Origin of the sequence: Streptomyces sp. NBC_00075, from assembly GCF_045041225.1 — a bacterium.
Taxonomy (GTDB): Bacteria; Actinomycetota; Actinomycetes; order Streptomycetales; family Streptomycetaceae; genus Streptomyces; species Streptomyces adonidis.
Genome location: NZ_CP108243.1, coordinates 854,620 through 874,151, shown reverse-complemented (window position 1 = coordinate 874,151; position 19,532 = coordinate 854,620). Strand labels below are relative to the sequence as shown.

The window sequence follows — 19,532 nt, the reverse complement described above, 5'->3', positions numbered from 1 at the left end:
GTCAGGAGGGCAAGGTGTACGCCTCCAGCCGCGCTCCACCCAGACCGGCCGCGCGCTGCGGGTCGTCGGTCGGTGTGGTGGCCGCGTACAGGGTGTTGCCGTCGGGTCCGGCGACCAGGCAGCTCAGGGTGGGTTGGCTGGTGGCGACGCGGTCGAGGATCGCGCCGCCGGGTCCGACCCGGACACACTCGCCGCGCAGCGCGTTGGCGACCCATGCCGTGCCGTCCCGGCCGGGTGCGATGCCGTCGGGGGCGATGGGGCTTGCGGAGCGGTCGGCGATCGCTCTGTGGTCGAGGAGTGCGGAGACGCGCCGGGTAATCCGGCCCAGCAGCCCGGGGTGATTGAGGGACGTCCACAGGGCGGAGGGGATCAGGGGAGCCCAGGGGCGGGGCGGGCCCAGGCGGCCGTCGGGGAGGACGGGGAGTGCGGTGAGGCGCATCGCGAGGGTCTCGGCGACGAGCAGGGTGGAGTCGTCGTCCAGGAGGAACATGCCGTTCGGGAACACCAACGGCTCGCTCAGGCCCAGGAGTTCACCCTCGGGGGAGAGGCAGGCGATCGGTGTCCTGGGCGGCCCCGGCGGGACGTAGAGCATCGAGTTGGGCTGCCGGCGGACGAAGCCGTGATAGTCGAAGCCGAAGTTGCCGACGTAGGCGCGGCCCAGCCGGTCGACGAACATGTCGTTGACGGGACCCCCGGCGATGCCGTTCAGATCGGCGTGCACGACCAGCGAGCCATCTGTCTCCCGCCGGTACACACAGCGCCCGTCCATGGAGACGACCAGCATCCGCCCGTCGGGCAGCCAGCCCAGACCGCCCGCCCGGCCGGGGACCTCCACCACTGTCTCCGGCTCACCCCGGGTGTCCCAGCGGTGCACCGTCCCATGGGCGAGATCGCAGAACCACAGGGCACCGTCATGCCAGCGCAACGACTCCAGGACGCCGTAGCCGTCCAGCACGACTGTGGTTCTCGGTCGCACACCTGCCTCCTGAGGCTGCCGAGCGGATGTCGCGCCCCGAAAGGGGCGCGGGGAACTGCGCGACCAGCCCCCACCGGCCCGCGGGTGAACGAACCACATGCCCGTCCCCCGCACGCTACGGTGGCCCAAGCAAGAGAAGTAAGTCAAGCGTCCTGGACGATTGACTTACTTCTCTGAGGTTGGTTGGCTATCCTGACGACCGAACCAACAGGTGAGACCCCGTGCGGAGAGGAGAACGCGTGCCCCGCATGGCGGCGAGCGACCGGAGAGCGGAGCTCCTGGAGGCGGCGATCCGGGTCATGGCGCGCGACGGCGTAGCCAAGGCGACCACCCGCGCGGTGGTCACCGAGGCGGGCATGACCCTCGGAGCCTTCCACTACTGCTTCGAGTCCAGGGCCCAACTGCTCGAACTCGTCACGGAAACCCTCACCGAGCGGTACGTCGCCGAGGTCCGCGGTCTGTTCGCCCCGCACAAGGACATCCGCGACAGCGTCCTCGACAGCCTGCACGCGTTCTGGAAGGGCTTCGAGGCCAACCCCGGCGAGCACCAGATCAGTTACGAGCTGACGCAGTACGCGCTGCGCAACTCCGGCTTCGAGGACGTCGCCGGGAAGCAGTACGAGATCTTCCTGCGTGCCTTCGCCTCGCTGCTCGAACTCGCCGCCGACAACGCGGGGATCGAGTGGACGGAGCCCGTGCCGGTGCTCGCGCGGTACGTGCTGTCGATGATCGACGGCCTCAACATGATCTGGCTCGTCGACCGCAACACCGACGACAGCCGGGCCGCGCTGGAGATGCTCGCCGATCACCTCCTCCTGCACGCCCGGCCGCGAGCCGCCTGAGCCGCTTGACCTGAGGGAAAGGGTGTCCGCATGGCGTTCGCCGACTACCAGAACGAGATCTACCTCAACGGGCTGGGCGGTATTCTCCCGACCTTCCCCATGGAGTTCGCCGAGCTGGAGGAGCGGGCCCGGGCCGCGCTCCCGCCGTCCGTCTGGTCCTACGTCGCCGGGGGAGCCGGCGACGAGCGCACCCAGCGGGCCAACGTCGAGGCATTCGCCCGCTGGGGCCTGATCCCGCGCATGCTCGTCGGCGCCGCCCAACGGGACCTGACCGTCGAGCTGTTCGGGACGACACTCCCGTCGCCGGTGTTCCTCGCCCCGATCGGTGTCATCGGACTCTGCGCCCAGGACGGACACGGTGACCTGGCCGCCGCCCGCGCCGCCGCCCGTACCGGAGTGCCGATGGTCGCCTCCACGCTCTCCGTCGACCCGCTGGAGGACGTGGCCGCCGAACTCGGCGACACCCCCGGCTACTTCCAGCTCTACACCCCGACCGACCGGAGCATCGCCGAGAGCCTCGTCCAGCGTGCCGAGCGCGCCGGGTACCGGGGCATCGTCGTCACCCTCGACACCTGGATCACCGGCTGGCGCCCCAGGGATCTCGCGACGGCCAACTTCCCCCAGCTGCGCGGCCACTGCCTCGCCAACTACACGAGCGACCCGGCGTTCCGGGCCGCGCTCGGCCGACCGCCCGAGGAGGATCCGCAGGCCGCGATCCTCCACTGGGCCCAGATCTTCGGCAACCCGCTCACCTGGGACGACCTGGACTGGCTGCGCTCGCTCACCGACCTCCCGCTGATCCTCAAGGGCATCTGTCACCCCGAGGACGCGCGCCGTGCCCGCGACGCGGGAGTGGACGCCCTCTACTGCTCCACCCACGGCGGCCGGCAGGCCAACGGCGGCCTCCCCGCCCTCAACGTCCTGCCCGGCGTCGTCGAGGCCGCGGGCGAGCTGCCCGTCCTGTTCGACTCCGGTGTCCGCAGCGGCGCCGACATCGTCAAGGCCCTCGCCCTGGGCGCGACAGCGGTCGGCATCGGCCGCCCGTACGCCTACGGCTGCGCCCTCGGCGGCACGGACGGCATCGTCCACGTACTTCGGGCCCTGCTCGCCGAGACGGACCTCATCATGGCCGTGGACGGCTACCCGTCCCTCAAGGACCTCGTACCCGAGGCACTCCAGGCCGTCTGACCGTCCGATCGCCTGCCTGTCCGGCCACCCCGTTCAACCGATCGGTTGAACGGGGATTCAACCTGCCGCTCTCCACCTCGCTCCGTCCAGCCGACGCGAAGTCCCTCTCGCTCGCGTCAGGATCGAACCGAAGACCCCCCAGGAGACCCCCCATCAGAGAGGCCCGCAGAGTGTCCAGCTTCCTCAGCAGACGACGTGTACTCGCCACCGGAGCCGGAGCGGCCCTCGGCGTCGGCGCGCTCGGTGCCACCGGGACCCCCGCCGCCGCCGCGGCCTCGCCCACCGGCTCCCGCCCGGCCACGGGCGCCGAGGAGACCCGGACGCTCGACGAGCTGTACCGGGCGGCGCTCGCCGAGGGCGGCAAGCTCGTCATCTACGCGGGCGGCGACGTCGACAGCCAGGGCAACGGCATTCGGGCCGGCTTCGCCGCCCGCTTCCCGGAGATCGACCTCAAGGTCGTCGTGGACTACAGCAAGTACCACGACGTCCGCGTCGACAACCAGTTCGCGACCGACACCCTCGTCCCGGACGTCGTCCAGCTCCAGACCCTCCAGGACTTCACCCGCTGGAACGAGCAGGGCCGGCTGCTGCACTACAAGCCGGCGGGCTTCTCCAAGGTGTACGACGGCCTCAAGGACCGCCACGGCGCCTGGACCGCCATCGCGGTGATCGGCTTCAGCTACTCGTACAACGTCGCCGCCGTCGGCGCCGACGTCCCGAAGTCCCCGCTCGACCTGATCGACCCGAAGTGGAAGGGACAGATCGCGTCGTCCTACCCGCACGACGACGACGCCGTCCTCTACCTCTTCAAGCTGTACGTCGACCACTACGGCTGGGACTGGGCGGCCCGGTTCGCCGCCCAGGACGTCCGGTTCGCCCGTGGCAGTCACACGCCCGGGCTGGCCGTCTCCGGCGGGCAGAAGGCGCTCGGCGTCGGCGGCTCGGGCTCGCTCACGGCACCGTCCACGGCGGCGTCGCGGTGGGCCGTCGCCGAGGGGCACCCGTTCATGGCGTGGGGCCAGCGGGCCGGGATTCTCAAGCGGGGCAGGAACATCGCGGCGGCGAAGCTGTATCTCAACTGGCAGCTGTCTGTCGCTCAGCAGCAGAACGCGTTCAACGGTTGGTCGGTTCGGACGGATGTCGCGCCTGCGGGTGGGTTGAAGCCGATCTGGACGTACCCGAACGCGAATCTTGATGGGTTTCCGCGGTTCATGGCCGACCGGGCGGGGATCGAGCGGTGGAAGCAGACGTTTGCGTTGTACTTCGGTGAGGTGAAGGGGGATCCGACGCCCGGGTGGTTGGGGTTGCACCCCGGGGCGTAGGTGGTTCCTTGGCCGCGGGTCGGTGGGGGCTTGTCGCGCCCTGCGGCGGAGCCGCAGATCGATACAGCCCCGCGCCCCTAAAAGCAGAGCGTGGGTGCGCACCCACGATCAGCTGGGCCGCCCGGCTCCTCACACGGGGCATACAGGCGGTCGATAGGATCGGGGTTCTGTTCGATTGGAACCGTCCGGTCAAGGGGATCTGCCGTGCTCGAGCGTGTTCGCGGGAGTCGGCCCACGTTGGAGCATGTGTCGCATCTGGCGTTCTTCGTCGTCGTCGCGTCCGCGCTTCTGCAGCTCGCCCGGCTGAACAGCTCGCTGTGCTGGTATATCGCCACCGCCAGCGGGCTGCTCGCGCTCACCTACGCGGGCGGACTCGTCCTGGGGGAGCGGCTCGGGACGGTCGGGCGGGCCGCCTGGATTCCGCTGCTGCTCCTGCTGTGGGGGACGCTCCTCTTCCTCGTCCCGGACGTGCTGACCTCCGCCTATGTGTGGTGTGCCCTGCCGCTGGCCTGTGCGGCGCAGCGGGTGCTCGGCCGTCGGTTCGCGATGGTCGCCCTCGCCGCCATCACTCTCGTCCTCGTTGCGGCACTGGTCGAGGCCAGCGGCCGGTTCGTCCCGGACATCGTGCTGGTGCCCGTGGCGGCGGTGTGGGGCACCGTCGCCCTCTATCGCGCCCAGCAGCGGGACGCCGAGGAGCGCCGACATCTCGTCGAGGAACTGCGCGGCACGCGTGACCTCGTCGCCCGGCAGCAGCGCCGGGCGGGAGTACTGGCCGAGCGGACGCGGATCGCCCGCGATCTGCACGACACCCTCGCCCAGGAACTCGCCGGCGGGCTCATGCTGCTCCAGGCCGCCGAACGCGACTGGGACGACCGCCCCGACGTGGCCCGCACCCGCGTCCGCGCGGTCGCCGACGGACTGGGCACCAACCTCACCGAGACCCGCCGCATGATCCGGGACCTCACCCCGTCCACCGTCGCCGAGACCGGCCTCGAAGGCGCGCTGAGCATCCTGTGCGCCCGCTCCCAGGCCGACGGGACGGCGGCCCAGGTACGGTTCCGGACGGTCGGCGACCCCCAGCCCGTCCTCGACGAACACGCCGCCACGACCCTGTTCCGCGTCGCGCAGAGCACGCTGGCCAACGTCTGGGAACACGCCCACGCGGTGAACGTGCAGGTCACCCTCAGCCGGCGGCCGGACCGGGTGGACCTCGAAGTCAGCGACGACGGCGTCGGGTTCGACCCGGCCGAGGTCTTCGCCCGCACCTCGCAGGGCCCGGGCCGCGGCTTCGGACTGCCCGCCGCCCGGGCGCGGCTGCGCGAGTACGGCGGTGACCTCGACGTCCGCGGCGAGCCCGGCCGGGGCACCCGGATCCGGGCCACGGTCTCCGCGCGGCCCAGGCCCCAACCCGGTGCCGCGCCCGTCCCCACGGCGACCGCCGGATGACCGCGGACCCGCCCGGCGCGACCGGGCCGCTGCGCGTCCTGATCGCGGACGACCACGCCGTCGTACGGGCCGGCCTGCGCGCGCTCCTCGACGGCGAACCGGACCTCGATGTGATCGCCGAGGCGGGCAGCGGTGAGGAGGCTGTCTCCCTGGTCGCCCGGATGCTTCCCGATGTCGCGCTGATGGACCTCCGGTTCGGGAGTCCGGGCGGCGGGATCGACGGGATCGAGGCGATCCGCCGGCTCGTCGCCGAGGCACCCGGCGTGGCCGTGGTGATGCTGACCAGCTATGCCGGACGGGCCGATGTCGTACGGGCGTTGGAGGCGGGCGCCCGCGGCTATGTCCTCAAGGCGGGGCCGCCCGAGGAGCTGTTCCGCGCGGTGCGCGGGGCCGCCGCCGGGGCGCTGGGGCTGGCACCGGAGATCGTCGGGGAACTCGTCGGCCAAGTGGTCAGCCCGGAGCACGAGTTGACGGGGCGCGAGATCGAGGTCGTACGGCTGATGGCCGAGGGGCGCAGCAACCGGGCCATCGCCGAGGCGCTGTTCCTCAGCGAGGCCACGGTCAAGACGCACCTCGTGCGCGTCTACCGCAAGCTCAAGGTCGACAACAGGGCGGCGGCGGTGTCGGAGGCCGTGCGCAGGGGAGTACTCGAACTCACCTGACCTGGCGGGGGAGTTGTCGTTCCTCCTGGCCATGGCGGGCTTGACGCCCATTGACGTATGCCAGGACATACGAGGCATTGCCAATTATAATAGGAGAAATGCCGCTGTCCCACCGTGGGAGGCCGCGATGATCCGGTTCACGATGATGCCCGGCGAGGACGGCGACTGCCTGCTCCTGGAGTACGGCGACGACTCGTTCGTCCGGCGGATCCTTGTCGACGGTGGACGCGCGGGGACGTATCCGCTGATCAAACCGGTGCTCGCCGGACTCGACGGGCTGGTCGATGTCCTCGTCGTCACGCACGTAGACCAGGACCATGTCCTCGGTGTACTCGCCCTGCTGGAGGATCCGGAGCGGTCGGTGGAGTTCGGGGACGTGTGGTTCAACGGCTTCGACCACCTGCTCGACGCCGAGGGGTTCGGCGCGCAGGACGGCGAGCGGCTCACCAGTGCGCTGCTGGGGCAGAACATGCCCTGGAACGACGCGTTCGGCGGGCGCAGTGCCGAGGTCGGGCAGCGGATCGGGTGGTTCGACGACGGGTCCACGATGGAGGTGCTCTCGCCCGACCGTCTGCAACTGGAGCGGCTGGCCCCGGTGTGGGTGGACGTGTGCGCCGAGCACGGGCTGATACCGGGCCGGGACCCCGACGAGCCACCCCCTGTGGACGGCTTCGAGCCCTTCGGCGGCGCTGTGGACGTGGAGCAGCTCGCCGCGACGCCGTTCAAGCGGGACCCCTCACCGACGAACGTCTCCAGCATCGGACTGCTCTTCGAGTTCGAGGACCGGCGGATCGTCCTCACCGGCGACGCGGACGACCGTCGGCTCGTCGAGTCGCTGCGGCCCCGCGCCGAGGCGGCGGGCGGACGGCTCCATGTCGACGTCCTCAAGGTCGCCCACCACGGCAGCAAGCACAACATCTCCACGGACCTCCTCGACCTCCTCGACTGCGACCGTTATCTGATCTCCACGAGCGGCGCCCGGCACCACCACCCCGACGACATCGCCATGTCCCGGATCCTTCAGCGCGGCGGCGCACAGAAGGAGATCGTCTTCAACTACCGCGACCGCGCCGCACCCTGGGACGACACCTCCCTCAAGGACCGCTTCGGCTACACGGTGACGGCACCGGGGCCGGACACGGACGACGGCTTCGTGACCTTCGAACTCTGACGCCGGCACATCGCTCGGATGGCGGCCCCGGCTTGAGAGGCGGACGATGGAAGGGAGCGGGGGTCCGACAGCCATGACGGGGGACGGGAGGCACGACATGCTGGAGATCAAGACAGTCGAGAAGCCTGACGAGCGGCGCGATTTCCCCCGGGGACACCTCGAAGCCGTACACCTCACGGGGCTCGACTTCGCCATCGGAACCTTCGAACCGGGCTGGCGCTGGTCCGAGTCCGTAGGGCCCATCGTGGGCACGAAGAGCTGCGAGATCCACCACAACGGCTATGTCCTCCAGGGCCGGATGCACATCCGCATGGACGACGGCGGCGAGAGCGAGGTGGGCCCCGGCGATGTCTTCGTGTGTCCGGCCGGGCACGACGCGTGGGTCGTCGGCGACGAGCAGGTCATCGTCCACGACTTCGCGGGAGGCATGGCGCAGGACTACGCGAAGGCACCGGAAGGAAGCTGACAGAGCCCATCCCTGTCAGGGATGACGCCGGTTCGCCTCAGACCGTGATGACGACCTTCGCCCGCGCATGCTCCTTCACGAGATACCGCATCGCGTCGGGAACCTCGTTCAGCGCATACGTACGGTCGATGACCGGGGCTATCTTCCCCGCCTCCGCCAACTCGCACAGTGCCGTGAGGTTCTCCCGGCTCGCCACCGCCGGTAGTTCGAGGAGCCGCTGGCGGACGAAGGGCGCCACCAGCTTCCGCTTGATGAACAGCCCCATGGGTCCCACGAGGCTGCCGCCCTCGTACACCCCGCCGCCCGACAGCAGAAGCGTCCCGGTGGGTGTCAGGACGCGCCGGAGCGCGCTGAGGGAGTGGTTGCCGACCAGGTCGAGCACGACGTCGTAGCGCTTGTCGCCGAGGGCGAAGTTCTCCTGGGTGTAGTCGATGACGTGGTCCGCGCCGAGCGAGGCGACCATCTCCACGTTCCGCGTCCGGCACACGCCGGTCACCTCCGCGCCGTACGCCTTGGCGAGCTGTACGGCGAACGTGCCCACGCCGCCCGACGCGCCGTTGATCAGCACCGTCTGCCCCGGCGCCACCCGGGCCAGATCACGCAGGCCGATGAGGGCGGTGTTCGCGGCCAGGGGGATCGCGGCGGCCTGTTCGAAGGTGAGGCCGGCGGGTTTGCGGGCCACCGAGTCCTCGGCCGCGCACACGTACTCCGCGAAGGACCCGTCCGCCTCGCCGTACACCTCGTCGCCGAGCGAGATGCCCTTGACCTCGCTGCCGACCGCCTCCACGCGGCCGGCGAAGTCCCGGCCCCGGACCTTCAGCTTGGGCCTGCCCAGCCCGAAGAACGCGAGGCGCGCCAGCTTCGGGTCACCGTGCATGAAATGCCAGTCGTACGCGTTCAGCGACGAGGCGTGCACCCGCACCAGCACCTGCCGGGCCGTCGGCACCGGCTTGTCGATGTCGCTCACCTTCAGCACGTCCGCCGAGCCGTAGGCGTCCTGAGTCACTGCCTTCATCCTGTCCCGTCCCCCCTCGCGCACGGCATCTGCCGCTACTCGCGAGCGTAGGGGGAGCCTCATGGGTGCGGGTATCCGGGAAAAGCCGTATTCGACCCGTAGGGGTCCGACCGCACTTGCCCTGAGAAACCGATCGGTTTACTCTCGTGGGAGCCAGATGGAAACCGATCGGTTTCCTCGGTGGTCCAGGCGGGCTCTGCCCGCACCGCCCCTTGTCCCACGCTCCAGGAGAACCTCATGACGCGCATCGAAGGCTCGGTCGCCCTCGTCACCGGCGGCAGCCGCGGTATCGGACGGGCGCTGGTCGAAGCGCTCTACGAGCGGGGCGCGAAGAAGGTGTACGCCACGGCACGCGACCCCCGGACCGTCACCCACCCCGACGCCGTACCGCTGGCCCTGGAGGTGAGCGACCCCGCGTCCGTCGCGGCGGCGGCCGAGCGGGCCCAGGACGTGACCGTCCTGATCAACAACGCGGGCGCCTCGGTGAACGCCAACTTCCTGGACTCGCCCGTGGACGACGTGCGCCGCGAGTTCGAGACCAACTTCTACGGCCCCCTCCTCGTCACCCGCGCCTTCGTCCCGGTCATCGAGCGCAACGGTGGCGGCCACATCCTCAACGTCCACTCGGTGCTGTCCTGGATCGGCCTCGCGGGCTCCTACAGTGCCTCCAAGGCCGCCTTCTGGTCTCAGACCAACTCCCTGCGCCTCGACCTGAAGCCGCGCGGCATCGACGTCACGGGTCTGCACGTCGGATACGTCGACACGGACATGACCGCCGGTATCGACGCCCTCAAGTCGACCCCCGACGGCGTCGCCGCACAGGCCCTGGACGGCATCGAGTCCGGCGCCTTCGAGGTGCTGGCCGACGACTTGAGCCGACAGGTGAAGGCGGGCCTCGCGGCGGGCGTCGAGGTGCTCTACCCGCAACTCACCGCGTAGTCACGCCTATTGCCCGGCCGCCGTCACACCGGCAGCAACCGGGTGATCAGGGCGCCGAGTTGGCGGGCGTTGCGGCACTCGCGCATCTCCACCAGCTTGGCGTACGCGGGCGCCGCCGAGTCGCCCGTGCCCCACTGGGACCGTCCCTCGGGGTTCAACCAGTAGACGAGGCGGGCCCGTTCGGCCAGCTGCCGTACGGCGGGCAGGTTCGGGTCGCTCATGTTCGTACGGGCGTCACCGAGCACGAACACGGTCGTACGCGGGCCGACGGCGTCGCCGTACCGCTCGCTGAACTCGCCCAGCGCGACGCCGTAGTCGCTGCTGCCGTGCCAGCCTGTCAGAGTCGCCTCCGCGCGGATGCGGGCGCCGAGCCCCTCGGGGTCGGCGGCGCCGTGCACGAGCAGGCCGGTCACCTCGTCGACGCGGTTGACGAAGGCGAACACCCGGACCTTGCTGAACTGGTCGTGCAGCGCCTGCACCAGCAGCATCGTGAAGTTGGAGAAACCGGCCACCGAGCCCGACACATCGCACAGCAGCACCAGTTCGGGCCGGGCGGGCCGGCGCCGGCGCAGTACGGGCCGCATCGGCACCCCGCCCGTCGACAGCGACGCGCGCACCGTGCGCCGCAGGTCGATCGAGCCGCGTGCGGCCTTGCGGCGGCGCGCGGCCAGCCGGGTGGCGAGTTTGCGCGCCAGCGGCTGAACCGCCCTGCGCAGTTCGGTCAGTTGGGCGCGTCCGGCGACCAGGAAGTCGACCCGGTCGGCGGTCGGGGCCACCGCCCGTCGGGCGATCTCGTCCCGGCCGCGCCGCTCGGCAACCCGGCGCCGGGCCTCCGCGCCGACCAGCCGCCGGAACTCCTCGATCCGCCGCCGGATCTCGTCGTCGAGCAGCCGGTCGGCGAACTCCGTCTCCCCGGCGCCCTCGCGGAGGCTCGCCCGCACCCGGGCCAGCAGTGTCTGCGGCCGGAGCCGGTCCAGCGTCTGGTACGACGACCAGCCGTCGGACCCCGGCGAGGAGCCGTATCCGCCGAAGCCGTCGACCGCCTCGACGGCCAACTGAGCAAGCAGCGCCCGGTCGTTGGCGGCCAGCGCGGCCGCGAGCCGGTCCCGCAGTTCGTCCCGGTCCGCGGGCCCAGCAGCGCCGGGCGCTCCGACACTCCGGGGAAAATACAGGTCGAAGACCGGGTCGAACACCGGACGCTGGTCCGTGCCGTGCAGCAGGGTCGCGGCCAGCCCCTCGCGCAACAACTCCCGGTCCGCGAACCCGAGTACGGCCACCGCCTGGGCCGCGTCCACGGTCTCCCCGGTGCCGATCCGGACGCCGTGCGAGCGCAGCGCCCCGACGAGTCCTGTCAGGCGTTCAGCGACATCGGCGCCAGAACCGGCGTCGGTGGACCGGGCGTTCACAGTGCGTCCAGGTCCAACTTGGCGCTCGCCTTGAGGACGTCGTCCTGGTGCTTGAGGAGGACGCCCAGACTGTCCCGTACGACCGTCTCGTCGAGCGTGTCCGCGCCCAGGGCCAGCAGGGTGCGGGCCCAGTCGATGGTCTCGGAGACCGACGGGACCTTCCGCAGGTCCATCGCGCGCAGCGCGCCCACCACCCGTACCACCGACTCGGCCAGCGCCGTGTCGAGGTCCGGCACCTTCAGCCGTACGATGCGACGCTCCAACTCGGCGTCGGGGAAGCCGATGTGGAGGAAGAGGCAGCGGCGGCGCAGGGCCTCGGAGAGTTCGCGGCTGGCATTGGAGGTGAGGACGACGAAGGGGCGGCGGGCCGCGGTGATGGTGCCCAGCTCGGGGACCGTGACCTGGAAGTCGGAGAGCACTTCGAGGAGCAGGCCCTCCACCTCGACGTCCGCCTTGTCGGTCTCGTCGATCAGCAGCACCTTGGGCTCGTCGCCGCGAATGGCGGTCAGCAGGGGCCGAGGGAGCAGGAACTCCTCGCTGAATATGTCGGTGCGTGTCGCGTCCCACGACTCGTCGCGGCCAGCGCTGATGCGCAGCAGCTGCTTGGCGTGGTTCCACTCGTACAGCGCCCTCGACTCGTCGACGCCCTCGTAGCACTGGAGGCGGATCAGCTCCGCTCCGGCGATCTCGGCGACGGCCTTGGCCAGCTCGGTCTTGCCGACCCCGGCCGGGCCCTCCACCAGGAGCGGCTTGCCGAGCCGGTCGGCCAGGAAGACCGTGGTGGCCACGGCGGGGGAGGCCAGATAGCCGGTCTCGGCGAGGCGCACGGAGACGTCGTCGACGGATGTGAACAACGGGGCCTCCAGCGTGGGCGCGAATGGGGTGCGAACAGGTTCGGATCTACTATCTAAGCGCTTGGTCACCGCTTCTGTCACGAGTGAACCGATCGGTTTCCCCACGTCGGTCCGCGAGGTAACCTCGCCGTATGGCCACTACGGACAAGGCGCCGGGCAACGCGCCCGACAAGGCATCCCCGCGCGACCGGCTGCTCGACGCGGCGGCCGAGCTGTTCTACCGCGACGGCGTCTCCATCGGCGTCGAGGCGTTGTGCAAGGCCGCCGGAGTCTCCAAGCGGTCGATGTACCAGCTCTTCACGAGCAAGGACGAGGTTCTCGCGGCCAGCCTGGACCGACGCTCGGCCGGGTACGCCGAACAGCTCATGCCCGGCCCGCAGGACGCCGGCACCCCGCGCGAGCGCGTCCTCGGCCTGTTCGAGCGGCTGGAGAAGGCCTCCACGGAACCCGGCTACCAGGGCTGCCCCTTCCTGGCCGCGCTCGTCGAGCTGAAGGATCCCGGGCACCCGGCGAGCGTGGTCGCCCAGCAGGCCAAGCAGCGCCTCCAGGACTGGTTCCGCGCCCAGGCGGAAGCGGGCGGCGCGCGTGAGCCCGAGCTGCTGGCGCGGCAGTTGATGCTCGTCTTCGACGGCGCGAGCGCCCGCTCCGGCGCCCGCATCGAGTCACTGGCCGGTCTGACCACGGTGACGGTGGCGTCGCTGATGGACGCGGCGGGAGTGGCGTAGCCTCCGTCCGACGGGACACCCGATCAGCGCACAACGGGAGGCCCGATCAGCGGCCCTCACCACTCACCAGCACCACCTCCAGAGTGCGCGGCCCGTGCACCCCCTCGACCCGGTCCAGCTCGATGTCACTGGTGGCTGAAGGACCCGAGATCCAGGTCAACGGACGTGCCGGGTCCAGGAGTTCGAGGGCCTGGGGAACGGACGAGACGACCTGGTCGGGGACCCGTACAACACAGATGTGGTGGTCGGGGACGAGGGTGATGCGGCGGCGCCCCTGGTCGGGGGAACCGTCCAGGACGATCGTGCCGGTCTCGGCGACGGCGAGGGCGCAGGCCGTGACCACGCTGTCGACCTGGTCCAGGTCGTACGGAGTGCTCTCGCCCCGGTCCGGGACGCGTACGGCGTCGGTGGCCGACAGCCACCGCTCGTCCAGACCGGGCGGTACGGCCACCGAGGTCGAGCCGTGTCCGGCCAGTATCCCGGCGAGGAGTGCCGGCAGCTCGTCGTCGGTGCAGCGGTGCACGATCGCCCGGTAGTCCGCCAGGTTCTCGGCGAGGAGTTCGACCGTCTCCTCCACGCTGCGGTTTCCGTGCTCGCGCAGATAGTCGCGGTCGACGGCCTGGTCGTACGGTGTGTCGTCGCGCGGCACGTCGGCGAGGGCGCGGCGCACCCGGCCCAGGATCAGGTCGCGGCTGTTCACTTGGGGGTGTCCTTTCCGCCGTTGGTGCGCTGCCACCAGTCACGGAACGGCTCCGCAGGAACGGCCGGCAGATCGCGGGTGTCGCTCCAGGCCTTGCCGGGCCCTGGCAGGGTGCGGGGATGGAAGCGGCGCGTCCGGGACGCGAGGCGCTGTCCGGTGCGCAGGGCGCCGGGGTGGCTGAACGCCCAGCGGGCGGCGCGCATCGCGGCCCGCTCGGCGGCGTGGCCCTTCGCCGGCTTCAGGACGACCTTGTTGCCCTCCCGCGTCACCGGCCCGCCCTCCACGACACGCTCGCGCAGATGCACCAGCACCTCGGGGATGTCGATCGCGACCGGGCACACCTCGTAGCAGGCCCCGCACAGCGAGGAGGCGTACGGGAGCGAGGCGTCGATCTCGCTTGCGGTGCCCCGGAGTTGGGGGCTGAGGATGGCGCCGATCGGGCCGGGATAGACGGAGCCGTAGGCATGGCCGCCGGCCCGCTCGTACACCGGGCAGACGTTGAGACAGGCCGAGCAGCGGATGCAGCGCAGGGCCTGGCGGCCGACCTCGTCGGCGAGGGTGTCGGTGCGGCCGTTGTCGATCAGGACCAGATGGAAGGTCTGCGGGCCGTCGCCGTCCGCCGTACCGGTCCACGTCGACGTGTACGGGTTCATGCGCTCGGCGGTCGAGGAGCGGGGGAGGGTCTGGAGGAAGACCTCCAGGTCGCGCCAGGTTGGCACGATCTTCTCGATGCCGACGACCGAGATCAGCGTCTCCGGCAGGGTCAGGCACATCCGCCCGTTGCCCTCCGACTCGACCACCACCAGGGTGCCCGTCTCGGCGACCATGAAGTTGGCGCCGGACACGCCGACCTTGGCCCGCAGGAACTTCTCCCGGAGGTGGAGTCGTGCCGCTTCGGCCAGTTCGGCGGGTGCGTCGGTGAGGCCCTCGGGGGCCGGGCGGCCCCACTCGCTCATCTCACGCGCGAAGATCTCCCGGATCTCACCCCGGTTGCGGTGGATCGCCGGGACGAGAATGTGCGAAGGCCGGTCCTTGCCCAACTGCACGATCAGCTCGGCGAGATCGGTCTCGTAGGCACTGATGCCCTCGGCTTCCAGAGCCTCGTTGAGCCCGATCTCCTGCGTGGCCATCGACTTGACCTTGACGACCTCCGACTCCCCGGTCATCCGCACCAGTTCGACGACGATCCGGTTGGCCTCCTCGGCGTCGGCGGCCCAGTGCACATGGCCACCCGCCGCCGTGACCGACTCCTCCAACTGGACGAGATAGCGGTCGAGATGACGGAGCGTATGGTCCTTGATCCGCTTGCCCGCCTCCCGCAACTCCGCCCAGTCGGACATCTCCGCGACGGCCTTCGCCCGTTTCCCGCGGATCGTGTGGGTGGCGTGGCGCAGATTTCCGCGCAGGGTCTGGTTGTTGACCGCGTCGTGGGCCGCCTTGGGAAAGGCCGGCATCCCGACGAACGTCCCGCCGCTCATGCCAGGGGCTCCTCTTCCGTGCTCGCCAGGATCTCCGCGATGTGTACCGACCGCATCCCCGTGGAGAGCCGGGTCATGGTGCCGCCGATGTGCATGAGACACGAGTTGTCGGCGGCGCACAGCACCTCCGCGCCCGTCGACTCGGCGTTGCGCACCTTGTCGGCGCCCATCGCCGCCGAGACATCGGAGTTCTTCAGCGCGAACGTCCCGCCGAACCCACAGCACTCGTCGGCACCCGGCAGCTCGCGCAGCTCCAGTCCCTTGACGGCCTGGAGCAGCCTGCGCGGCCGGTCGGCGAGCCCGAGCCCGCGCAGACCATGACAGGTCGGGTGATAGGTGACGGTGTGCGGGTAGTAGGCGCCCACGTCGGTCACCCCCAGCACATCCACCAGGAACTCCGTCAACTCGTACGTCTTCGGCACCACGGGTGCCAGGGTCGCGGCGAGGGTGTCCCCGCGCCCCTCGGCCCGCGCCCGCTCACCCATCCGGGGATACAGCTCCCGCACCATCGCCCCGCACGACCCGGAGGGCGTCACGATCGCCTCGTACCCCCCGAATACATCGGAGAAATGCCGGGCGAGCGGCTCGGCCTCATGCCGGTACCCGGTGTTGTAGTGCGCCTGCCCGCAGCAGGTCTGCGCCATCGGGAAGTCGACCTCGACGCCCAGCCTGGTCAGCAGTTTCACCACGGCGCGGCCCGTGTCCGGATAGAGCGTGTCGTTGACACAGGTCAGGAACAGGGCGACACGCATCGCAGCTCCTAGTGGTCGATCATCGGATGAGTGCAGGGTACGCGGACGGCGCACAGGGAGGGAGCCCCCCTCACCGGCCTTCGGCGAGCCGGGCTTCGGTGAGCCGGGCCTCCGCCGCACGCCAGGCCGCCGGGTCACCGGACGGCTCGTAGCGGGTCAGCGGCTGGGTACGGGCGAGCAGCCGGCGCATGTCCGTACGGTCGCCGACGAGCCCGTGGGCCCGGCCCTGGACGAGGACATTGCCGAGCGCGGCGGCCTCGGCCGGACCCGCCACCACCGGCAACCCGCAGGCATCGGCGGTGAGTTGGCACAGCAGCGCGTTGCGCGTCCCACCCCCGACGATGTGTACGACGTCGACGGCATGCCCGGCGAGCCGCTGGGCGTCGGCCACCGCCCGCCGATGCGCGAGGGCGAGGGAGTCGAGGATGCACCGCGTGATCTCGCCCGGCGATTCGGGCACCGGCTGCCCGGAGACCCGGCAGGCCTCGGCGATCCGCTCCGGCATCCGCCCCGGCGCCAGAAACGCCGAGTCACCCGCATCCACCACGGACCGCAGCCCCGGTACCTCGGCCGCGGCCCGCAGCAACGCACCCAACTCGGGGTCCCCCCAGGCCCGTACGCACTCCTGGAGCAGCCACAGCCCCATGATGTTGCGCAGATAGCGGACCGTGCCGTCGAGCCCCAGCTCGTTGGTGAAGTTGGCGGCCCGACTCTCCTCGGAGAGTACGGGCGCGTCCAGCTCCAGGCCCGCCAGGGACCAGGTGCCGGTGCAGATATAGGCGAACCGCTCGTCGACAGCAGGCACGGCAGCAACCGCCGATGCGGTGTCGTGCGACCCGACCGTGGTCACCGGCACCGGCCCGGTGAGCCCGGTCTCCTCCAGCACCTCGGCGCGCAGCACGCCCGCCGGATCACCGGGCTGCCGCAGCGGCGCGAACAGCCCGAGGTCGATGTCCAGCTTCCGTGCGATGTCGTGCGCCCAGTCGCGGGTCCGGGGATCGATCAGCTGGGTGGTGGAGGCGTTGGTCAGCTCGGTGCCGGCCTCGCCGGTCAGCCAGTAGGTCAGCAGGTCAGGGATGAGCAACAACCGCTCGGCGGCGGCCAGTTGGCGGGTCCCGCGAGCCGCCGTCAGCTGATAGAGGGTGTTGAAGGGGGCGTACTGCAACCCGGTCGCCGCGTACAGTTCGGCGGCCGGAACCGACGCCCACACCTTCTCTGCGACACCCTCGGTACGGGCGTCGCGATAGTGCACCGGATTGCCGAGCAGCGCTCCGTCCCGATCCAGCAGGCCGTAGTCCACGGCCCAGCTGTCGATGCCGACGGAGTCGACCTGCCCCGCTGCCCGCAGCCCGTCCAGCACCCCCGCGTACAGGGACAGCACATCCCAGCGCAGCCCCTCGGGCACCCGCACGGGCCGGTTCACGAACCGGTGCGCCTCGGTCAGCTCCAGCGTGTCGGACCCGACCCGGCCGACCATGACGCGCCCACTGGACGCGCCGAGGTCGACCGCGGCGTACGACTTGATCACGCTCATCGCAGGAAGGCGGCGGCGACGCCGGCGTCGACCGGGACGTGCAGCCCCGTGGTGTGCGTCAGCTCGCCGCCGGTCAGCGCGAACACGGCGTTGGCGACGTGCTCGGGCAGCACCTCACGCTTGAGGATGGTCCGCTGGGCGTAGAACTCGCCGAGCTTCTCCTCCTCGATGCCGTACGTGGCGGCGCGCTGGGCACCCCAGCCACCCGCGAAGATCCCGGACCCGCGCACCACACCATCGGGGTTGACCCCGTTGACGCGAATACCGTGCGCTCCCAACTCGGCTGCCAGCAACCGCACTTGGTGGGCCTGGTCGGCCTTGGTGGCGGAGTACGCGATGTTGTTCGGCCCGGCGAAGACGGCGTTCTTGGACGCGATGTAGACGACGTCACCGCCCAGCTCCTGGGCGATCATCACCCGAGCCGCTTCACGCGAGACGAGGAACGACCCGCGCGCCATGATGTCGTGCTGGAGATCCCAGTCCCGGGCCGAGGTCTCCAGCAGCGGCTTGGAGATGGAGATCCCCGCGTTGTTGACCACTAGGTCCACTCCACCGAAGGCGAGCACGGCGTCCCGGAAGGCCGCGCCGATCTGCTCCTCGGAGGTCACGTCCACGGTGACGGCGACAGCCTTGTCGGGCCCACCGAGCTCCTCCGCCACAGCGGCGGCGTTCTCCGCGTTGAGATCGGCGACGACGACACAGGCACCCTCGGCAACGAGCCGCTCGGCGATGGCCTTCCCGATCCCACTGCCCGCACCGGTGACGAGTGCGACCCGAGTGGCGAGCGCCTTCGGCTTGGGCATCCGCTGGAGCTTCGCCTCCTCCAGGGCCCAGTACTCGATCCGGAACTTCTCCGACTCCTCGATCGGCGCGTACGTCGAGACCGCCTCGGCCCCGTGCATCACGTTGATCGCGTTGACGTAGAACTCGCCGGCCACGCGCGCGGTCTGCTTGTCCTTGCCGAAGCTGAACATGCCGACGCCCGGGACCAGCACGATCGCCGGGTCGGCGCCGCGCATCGCGGGGGAGTCGGGCAGAGCGTTGCGCCGGTAGTAGGCGGCGTACTCCTCGCGGTACTCGGCGTGCAGCTCCTTGAGCCGTGCGATCGCCTCGTCGAGGGGAGCGGAGGCCGGCAGATCGAGGACGAGCGGCCGGACCTTCGTACGGAGGAAGTGATCGGGGCAGGAAGTACCGAGGGCGGCCAGCCGAGGGTGCTCGGCACGCGAGACGAAGTCCAGCACGACGTCGGAGTCGGTGAAGTGCCCGACCTGCGGCTTGTCCTGCGAGGCGATGGCCCGGACGTAAGGGGCAAGGGCGGCGGCCCGCTCACGCCGCTCGCCCGGCGCGAGGGGACCGTACCCCTCGACGACGGGCCCGAACGGCTCGGCCTTCCCCTTCTCCTCCAGGAAGGCCTCGGCGGTACGGATGATGTGCAGCGAGTTGCGCTCGCACTCCTCGGCGGTGTCGCCCCAGGCGGTGATGCCGTGCCCGCCGAGGACGCACCCGATGGCCTGCGGGTTCTCGGCCTTCACGGCGGCGATGTCCAGCCCGAGCTGGAACCCGGGCCGCCGCCACGGCACCCACACCACACGGTCCCCGAAGCACTCGGCGGTCAGCTTCTCCCCGTCGGCGGCGCAGGCCAGCGCGATCCCGGAGTCGGGGTGCAGGTGATCCACGTGGGCCGCGTCGACGAGTCCGTGCATGGCGGTGTCGATCGACGGCGCCGCCCCACCCTTGCCGTGCAGGCAGTAGTCGAACGCGGCGACCATCTCGTCCTCGCGCTCCACCCCCGGATACACACCCTTGAGCGCGTGCAACCGGTCCAGCCGCAACACAGCCAGCCCACCCTCGGTCAGCGTCCCCAGATCACCCCCGGACCCCTTGACCCACATCAGCTCCACATCACCCCCGGTGACGGGATCCACATCGGTCCCCTTGGCCGAGGTGTTCCCACCGGCGTAGTTCGTATTACGGGGGTCAGCACCAAGCCGACGAGACCGGGCAATGAGGGCGGCGGCTTCAGGATGGGTTGCCATGCGAGATCAATCCTTACGTG

General features: G+C 70.7%; 18 protein-coding genes. 9 read left to right on the top strand and 9 right to left on the bottom strand.

Translation table 11 applies throughout. From position 1 onward, the window contains the following. Nucleotide 1 precedes the first annotated feature (1 nt). The gene (locus tag OG787_RS03925; protein ID WP_405534296.1) at nucleotides 2-976 is read right to left on the bottom strand and encodes an SMP-30/gluconolactonase/LRE family protein; all 975 of its coding nucleotides are present in this window, start codon (nucleotides 974-976) and stop codon (nucleotides 2-4) included. A 248-nt stretch (nucleotides 977-1,224) separates the two neighbouring features. On the opposite strand from OG787_RS03925, the gene OG787_RS03920 reads away from it, so the two are divergent. From OG787_RS03920 to OG787_RS03890, 7 genes are all read left to right on the top strand, one after another. After that, nucleotides 1,225-1,818, top strand: a complete 594-nt coding sequence (locus OG787_RS03920) for a TetR/AcrR family transcriptional regulator (protein ID WP_369032759.1) — start codon at nucleotides 1,225-1,227, stop codon at nucleotides 1,816-1,818. 30 nt (nucleotides 1,819-1,848) lie between these two features. Beyond that, on the top strand, nucleotides 1,849-3,006 hold the full coding sequence (locus OG787_RS03915; RefSeq protein ID WP_405534295.1) for a lactate 2-monooxygenase: 1,158 nt from the start codon (nucleotides 1,849-1,851) through the stop codon (nucleotides 3,004-3,006). A 170-nt stretch (nucleotides 3,007-3,176) separates the two neighbouring features. Then, nucleotides 3,177-4,328 carry an ABC transporter substrate-binding protein gene (locus OG787_RS03910; protein ID WP_405534294.1) on the top strand — a complete coding sequence of 384 codons (1,152 nt, stop codon included), beginning with the start codon at nucleotides 3,177-3,179 and terminating at the stop codon, nucleotides 4,326-4,328. Nucleotides 4,329-4,532: 204 nt separating this feature from the next. After that, a complete protein-coding gene (locus tag OG787_RS03905; RefSeq protein ID WP_405534293.1) occupies nucleotides 4,533-5,774 on the top strand; it encodes a sensor histidine kinase in 1,242 nt (413 codons plus the stop codon). Continuing rightward, nucleotides 5,771-6,436: a response regulator gene (locus OG787_RS03900; RefSeq protein ID WP_369032694.1), complete on the top strand. Its 666-nt coding sequence runs from the start codon at nucleotides 5,771-5,773 to the stop codon at nucleotides 6,434-6,436. Before OG787_RS03905 ends, OG787_RS03900 begins: the two co-directional genes overlap by 4 nt. 127 nt (nucleotides 6,437-6,563) lie before the next feature. Then, nucleotides 6,564-7,607, top strand: coding sequence for a hypothetical protein (locus tag OG787_RS03895; RefSeq protein WP_369032695.1), 1,044 nt, complete (start codon nucleotides 6,564-6,566; stop codon nucleotides 7,605-7,607). A gap of 97 nt (nucleotides 7,608-7,704) precedes the next feature. Continuing rightward, on the top strand, nucleotides 7,705-8,073 hold the full coding sequence (locus OG787_RS03890) for a cupin domain-containing protein (protein ID WP_369032696.1): 369 nt from the start codon (nucleotides 7,705-7,707) through the stop codon (nucleotides 8,071-8,073). Nucleotides 8,074-8,110: 37 nt separating this feature from the next. On the opposite strand, the gene OG787_RS03885 is transcribed toward OG787_RS03890, so the two are convergent. Beyond that, nucleotides 8,111-9,088 carry an NAD(P)-dependent alcohol dehydrogenase gene (locus OG787_RS03885; protein WP_405534292.1) on the bottom strand — a complete coding sequence of 326 codons (978 nt, stop codon included), beginning with the start codon at nucleotides 9,086-9,088 and terminating at the stop codon, nucleotides 8,111-8,113. A 237-nt stretch (nucleotides 9,089-9,325) separates the two neighbouring features. Between OG787_RS03885 and OG787_RS03880 the strand changes: the two genes are divergently transcribed. Continuing rightward, nucleotides 9,326-10,027, top strand: coding sequence for an SDR family oxidoreductase (locus OG787_RS03880; protein ID WP_369032698.1), 702 nt, complete (start codon nucleotides 9,326-9,328; stop codon nucleotides 10,025-10,027). Between the two features lie 23 nt (nucleotides 10,028-10,050). On the opposite strand, the gene OG787_RS03875 is transcribed toward OG787_RS03880, so the two are convergent. Both OG787_RS03875 and OG787_RS03870 read right to left on the bottom strand, forming a co-directional pair. Further along, on the bottom strand, nucleotides 10,051-11,433 hold the full coding sequence (locus OG787_RS03875; RefSeq protein ID WP_405534291.1) for a vWA domain-containing protein: 1,383 nt from the start codon (nucleotides 11,431-11,433) through the stop codon (nucleotides 10,051-10,053). Then, nucleotides 11,430-12,287: an AAA family ATPase gene (locus OG787_RS03870; RefSeq protein WP_369032700.1), complete on the bottom strand. Its 858-nt coding sequence runs from the start codon at nucleotides 12,285-12,287 to the stop codon at nucleotides 11,430-11,432. The genes OG787_RS03875 and OG787_RS03870 overlap by 4 nt, the downstream gene beginning before the upstream one ends. 131 nt (nucleotides 12,288-12,418) lie before the next feature. Here OG787_RS03870 and OG787_RS03865 point away from each other — a divergent pair, with 131 nt between their 5' ends. Further along, entirely contained in the window at nucleotides 12,419-13,012 is a 594-nt protein-coding gene (locus tag OG787_RS03865; RefSeq protein ID WP_405534290.1) for a TetR/AcrR family transcriptional regulator, read from the top strand. A 46-nt stretch (nucleotides 13,013-13,058) separates the two neighbouring features. Here the strand turns inward: OG787_RS03865 and OG787_RS03860 are convergent, their stop codons facing one another. The 5 genes from OG787_RS03860 to OG787_RS03840 form a co-directional block, all read right to left on the bottom strand. Then, nucleotides 13,059-13,712 (bottom strand): lactate utilization protein C, encoded by a 654-nt coding sequence (locus OG787_RS03860; protein ID WP_405534289.1) that lies wholly within the window; start codon nucleotides 13,710-13,712, stop codon nucleotides 13,059-13,061. Further along, on the bottom strand, nucleotides 13,709-15,190 hold the full coding sequence (locus OG787_RS03855; protein WP_405534288.1) for a LutB/LldF family L-lactate oxidation iron-sulfur protein: 1,482 nt from the start codon (nucleotides 15,188-15,190) through the stop codon (nucleotides 13,709-13,711). Before OG787_RS03855 ends, OG787_RS03860 begins: the two co-directional genes overlap by 4 nt. Then, on the bottom strand, nucleotides 15,187-15,942 hold the full coding sequence (locus OG787_RS03850; protein WP_369032704.1) for a (Fe-S)-binding protein: 756 nt from the start codon (nucleotides 15,940-15,942) through the stop codon (nucleotides 15,187-15,189). Before OG787_RS03850 ends, OG787_RS03855 begins: the two co-directional genes overlap by 4 nt. Before the next feature lie 70 nt (nucleotides 15,943-16,012). Beyond that, complete coding sequence (locus OG787_RS03845; protein WP_405534287.1) at nucleotides 16,013-17,476, bottom strand: rhamnulokinase family protein; 1,464 nt, start codon at nucleotides 17,474-17,476, stop codon at nucleotides 16,013-16,015. Continuing rightward, complete coding sequence (locus OG787_RS03840) at nucleotides 17,473-19,512, bottom strand: bifunctional aldolase/short-chain dehydrogenase (RefSeq protein ID WP_405534286.1); 2,040 nt, start codon at nucleotides 19,510-19,512, stop codon at nucleotides 17,473-17,475. The genes OG787_RS03845 and OG787_RS03840 overlap by 4 nt, the downstream gene beginning before the upstream one ends. Between the last annotated feature and the right edge of the window lie 20 nt (nucleotides 19,513-19,532).